Origin of the sequence: Mesorhizobium sp. M7A.F.Ca.ET.027.03.2.1 (assembly GCF_003999175.1) — a bacterium.
Lineage (GTDB): Bacteria > Pseudomonadota > Alphaproteobacteria > Rhizobiales > Rhizobiaceae > Mesorhizobium.
Map to the genome: position 1 here is coordinate 1 of NZ_RZOM01000597.1, position 3,812 is coordinate 3,812.

Annotated in this window: 4 protein-coding genes; all 4 read left to right on the forward strand. The window is 60.7% G+C overall.

The window, feature by feature from the left end; genetic code table 11:
- Positions 1-385: 385 nt before the first annotated feature.
- Positions 386-568, forward strand: a complete 183-nt coding sequence (locus EN750_RS23010; RefSeq protein WP_023811379.1) for a Flp family type IVb pilin — start codon at positions 386-388, stop codon at positions 566-568.
- A 172-nt stretch (positions 569-740) separates the two neighbouring features.
- Positions 741-1,259, forward strand: a complete 519-nt coding sequence (locus EN750_RS23015) for a prepilin peptidase (RefSeq protein ID WP_127397745.1) — start codon at positions 741-743, stop codon at positions 1,257-1,259.
- Positions 1,260-1,473: 214 nt separating this feature from the next.
- Positions 1,474-2,286, forward strand: a complete 813-nt coding sequence (cpaB, locus tag EN750_RS23020) for a Flp pilus assembly protein CpaB (RefSeq protein WP_127397744.1) — start codon at positions 1,474-1,476, stop codon at positions 2,284-2,286.
- Positions 2,283-3,812 (forward strand): type II and III secretion system protein family protein (locus EN750_RS23025; protein WP_145967846.1); only part of this gene is annotated, 1,530 nt, incomplete at its 3' end. The genes cpaB and EN750_RS23025, both read left to right, overlap by 4 nt.

The following is a 3,812-nucleotide window of genomic DNA, read 5'->3' on the forward strand; positions in this document are numbered from 1 at the left end:
GCTCGAGACGGCAAGAAGCGCGGCAATCAGGATTGACGATCTCGGCTGGGCCATTGAGGCGCTCCACGCAGGCGGACTGATCAACGGAACATGAACGAGATTGGTGAACCAACGGTTAAGCATGCGATGTTGCCAATCGTGTATTGGCCGGCAGCCACCCGCGAGGCGCGGTCCGGTCGGGTCGCAAGCCTGCCAAACCCGGGACTAGACGGCGCAGCGGTACTTTAGCCCGAAGTTAACCACGCAATATGTTCGAACCGGGAAAGGAATCGGTAAGGCTGTTTCTTAAGCCGATCGAAAGAGCTTCTCCCTAGATTGGCAGCATCCGATCAACCATCACAGAAGTTGACGGAAGTGCTGTAACACGTGGAGTAGGAGCTCTCGAATGTCTAATCTCATCGCACGTTTTGTGAAGGACGAATCCGGCGCGACCGCTATCGAATATGGTCTGATCGCCGCTCTCATTGCGCTCGCCATCATCACTGGCGCCGGCACGCTCGGCAATGCGCTGAACGCCAAGTTCACCAACATCGGCACCACCCTGAACGGCACGCCGAGCGGCAGCTGATCGGCTTATCGCCGAGCACTTGCATTACATTTCTGGAAAAGGGCCGCCACGTGGCGGCCCTTTTTCTATGCCGCTGCCAACATAGGTCGTCTTTTCGTTCCTGGCCTCATCAATCGTTAATCGAATATACTTAGATTGAGCCCCGTGAAATCGGACAATAGGCATGGCGCCGATGCTTGAAGCCCTGATCTTCGTCGTCTTTCCGTTCTGCATGCTGTTTGCCGCGATCTCCGACATGCTGTCGATGACGATCGCCAACCGCGTGCCGGTGCTGCTCGTCGTTGTCTTCGCGCTGGTCGCGCCCCTTACAGGCATGGACTGGGCGGCTTATGGCGGCCACTTCGCCGCCGGCGCCCTGGTTCTGGCCGTGACGTTCGGCCTGTTTGCAATGGGCGGCATGGGCGGCGGCGACGCCAAGCTTCTGGCCGCAACCGCGATGTGGATGGGCCTCAATGTCAATCTCGTGGAGTATCTTGTCGCCTCGACAATCATCGGCGGCTTGCTGACGCTCGCGATCATCCTCTACCGGAAGTCGATGCTTGCGGCCGTTACCGGCCAAAATCCGTTTCTGCGCCATTTCGCCGACGAGGCAAAAGGTGTTCCCTATGGCGTCGCGCTCGGCCTTGGCGGGTTGCTGACCTATCCGGATTCGACTCTGATGGCATGGGCGCTTGCCAGGCTGGCGGCTTGAGCACGATCTTATTTTTATTGTCTGTCAGCATAGCCGAAACCCCGTTCTCAACAGGGCCGGCCCGGCCATTTTGGCCGTCCAGACCACATTCCGGCTAATTTATGTAAACCTTAAATTAATCACGATCGTAAGCATTACATTAACCTTGTTTTGACGATTGCCGCTGCAAAGTCCGGCTTGGCTACGTGGTTTGCCAGGGCAAGGGTTCGGACAGATGCCAGCATCGCGATTGATAATTCTGAGCGTGGCGGTGGCCGCGGCGGGTGGCGCTGGCTATGTCGCGAAGAACATGGTGGCACCGCCGCCCCAGGTCGTCGTCGATTCCGGTCCCCAGGCGCCGGCGGTGGCACTCCAGGATGTGCTTGTGCTTTCAGGCGACGTTCCGATGGGCAATCCGATCCAAAACAACATCGCCTGGCAATCCTGGCCCGCCGACGGCGTCAACGCGAATTTCATCACCCGCACCGCCGAGCCCGAGGCACTGGACAAGCTGAAGGGTTCCATTGCCCGTGTGGCGATGTATGCCGGAGAACCCCTGCGGCGCTCCAAGCTGATCGGCGAGGGTCAGAGCTTCATGTCGTCGATCCTGCCTTCCGGCATGCGGGCGGTCGCCACGGCCATCTCGGCCGATACGTCGGCCGGCGGCTTCATTCTTCCCAACGATTTCGTCGACGTCATCATGACCCGCAGGGCCGATGCCGCCAGCGGCTCCGCCGGCTTCAACACCGAGACCATCCTCAAGAACATCCGCGTCCTGGCCATCGACCAGACCATTCAGGAGGACGAGGAAGGCAAGAAGACCAGGGTGGGCCAGACCGCCACGCTGGAACTGACGCCCAAGCAGGCGGAGATCATCACCGTCGCCCAGCAGATGGCGGATCGCCTGACCCTGGCGCTGCGGGCGGTCGCGGACACGCAGGAAAAGAATGTGGGTGAGGCCGACTACCTCGTTTCCGGCAATGGCCGCAGGGGAACGGTGAGGTTGATCAAGTCGGGCGAAGTTTCCGAAGTGGGAGCAAGGAAATGAAGCTAGGTGGCAAACTGCCGGCAATCGTAGCCGCGGCATTCGGCCTGCTGCTCGTCGGAACGAACGTGCAAGGCAGCGTCGTCGAGGCAAAGAACGCGCAGGTCACGGCATCGACGGCCACCCAGCGCGTCAAGCTCGGCCTCAACAAGTCGGTGGTCATCGACCTGCCGAGCGATGCCTACGACATTCTCGTCGCCAACCCGGCGGTTGCCGATGCGGTGACCCGCACCGCAAGGCGCATCTATCTGTTCGGCAAGGCGGTCGGCGAGACGAACATCTTTGTTTTCGGCCCCAACGGCGAGCAGATCGTCAGCCTGGACCTGGCCGTCGAACGCGACGTTGCCGGCCTTGAGGATTATATCAGGCGCTTCCTGCCGACGTCTGCCATCAAGGTCGAACTGCTGAACGACAACGTCGTCCTGACCGGAACGGTCGACACGCCGCTGGATGCAAAGCGCGCGGTCGACCTGGCGACGATCTTCGTTTCGGGTGGTGAAGCGACGACGGGACAGTATTCGCAGACCGCCGCCGGCGGTTCGGCCCAAAGCGGTGTCGACATCAACAATCCGGACCAGGAGCGCCGCACCAGCAAGATCGTCAACCTGCTACAGATCATTGGCGACGACCAGGTCACGCTGAAGGTCACGGTCGCCGAAGTCAGCCGCTCCGTGATGAAGCAGCTCGGCGTCAATATGGTCGGCAGCGGCAGCTCCAACGGCATTTCCTATAGCGCGGCAAGCTCGCCTGCTTTCGGGTTGGGCAAGCCGCTTTCGGCTAGTTCCGGTTTGTTGCTGGGAGACGGCATCGGCAACGGCCTCCAGGCCTACATCAATGCCATGGAGCAAAGCGGCGTGATGAAGACGCTGGCCGAGCCGACCCTCACCGCCGTGTCCGGCGAGAAGGCAACGTTCAAGGTCGGCGGCGAGTACAATCTGGCGACCGGTCGCTCGAGCAATGTCTCGACCGACAATCAGACCGGCCTGACCACATACACGTTTGAAAAGATCGAATACGGCATTGGCCTCGAGTTCGAGCCGGTCGTGTTGTCGGCGGGGCGCATAAGCCTCAAGGTCAGGACGTCTGTTTCGGAGCCGACCACGGATGGTGCGCCGACCCTCGAAGGTTCGGGCACTCAACCCGGCATGACGATATTGTCGATCCGCAAAAGGCTTGCCGATACCACCGTCGAATTGCCTTCGGGCGGGTCGATGATGATCGCCGGTCTCGTTCGCGACGACGTTCGCCAGGCTATCTCGGGCCTGCCTGGCCTGGCCAAGATCCCGGTGCTCGGCTCCCTCTTCCGCAGCAGGGACTTCGTCCGCAACGAGACCGAGCTCGTCATCATCATAACGCCCTATCTGGTGAAGCCGGTGGCCCGCAACGACCTTGCCAAGCCGGACGACAATTTCAACGCCGCCAGCGATGGCGCCGGCATGTTCCTTGGCCGCGTCAATCGCGTCTACGGCACCATGCAGACAGACAAGCCCAATGGCCGCTACCACGGCGTTGTCGGCTTCATCTACAAG

Bases quoted from the DNA above. Each gene is read 5' to 3' on its own strand.
- EN750_RS23010 (WP_023811379.1), top strand. From the start codon at position 386: ATGTCTAATCTCATCGCACGTTTTGTGAAGGACGAATCCGGCGCGACC.
- EN750_RS23015 (WP_127397745.1), top strand. From the start codon at position 741: ATGCTTGAAGCCCTGATCTTCGTCGTCTTTCCGTTCTGCATGCTGTTT.
- cpaB (WP_127397744.1), top strand. From the start codon at position 1,474: ATGCCAGCATCGCGATTGATAATTCTGAGCGTGGCGGTGGCCGCGGCG.